The organism is Streptomyces sp. NRRL F-525 (genome assembly GCF_000716605.1).
Taxonomy (GTDB): domain Bacteria; phylum Actinomycetota; class Actinomycetes; order Streptomycetales; family Streptomycetaceae; genus Streptomyces.
On the sequence record NZ_JNXE01000147.1, the window covers coordinates 1 to 411 of the forward strand.

A 411-nucleotide genomic window follows, 5' to 3' on the forward strand; every position below is an offset into this window, starting at 1 on the left:
GCATGGTGGGGCCGATGGCTTTCTTCACCCGCTCTGTGACGCTGAGGGAAAGCTGGTCGGTCATCGGGCGAGCCTTTCGGGGTGGGCGGCGTACTCCATGAGCACGCGGGCGTGGCAGGGGTCGGGCTGTCCCTCCTCCGGGAGCGGGCACGTGCAGGCCGTGTCCCGGTCCTTGAGCCGCCACAGGTCGGCGAGGACGCGCCGCCGGTCGAAGGTCTTCCGGCCAGCCTTGTAGGTGTCGGGTCCCGCTCCGTGGAGCCAGGCCCGGTAGTGGCTGCTGGCGGCGGCGCGTGCTTCTTCGGGGGACCCGAAGGGTTGGGTGATGCCGTCGGGGTGGAGGAGGATGTGGTCGTCGATGATGCGCCAGGGGTTTCCGTAGCGGCTGCTTCGGTCGACGATGAGGGCCGATCC

1 protein-coding gene is annotated in these 411 nt (G+C 69.8%); it reads right to left on the minus strand.

Annotated elements, in window-relative coordinates; translation table 11 throughout:
* Nucleotides 1-60 precede the first annotated feature (60 nt).
* Nucleotides 61-411: DUF4326 domain-containing protein (locus OO69_RS48280; protein ID WP_051801877.1), on the minus strand; the 351-nt coding region annotated here is incomplete at its 5' end.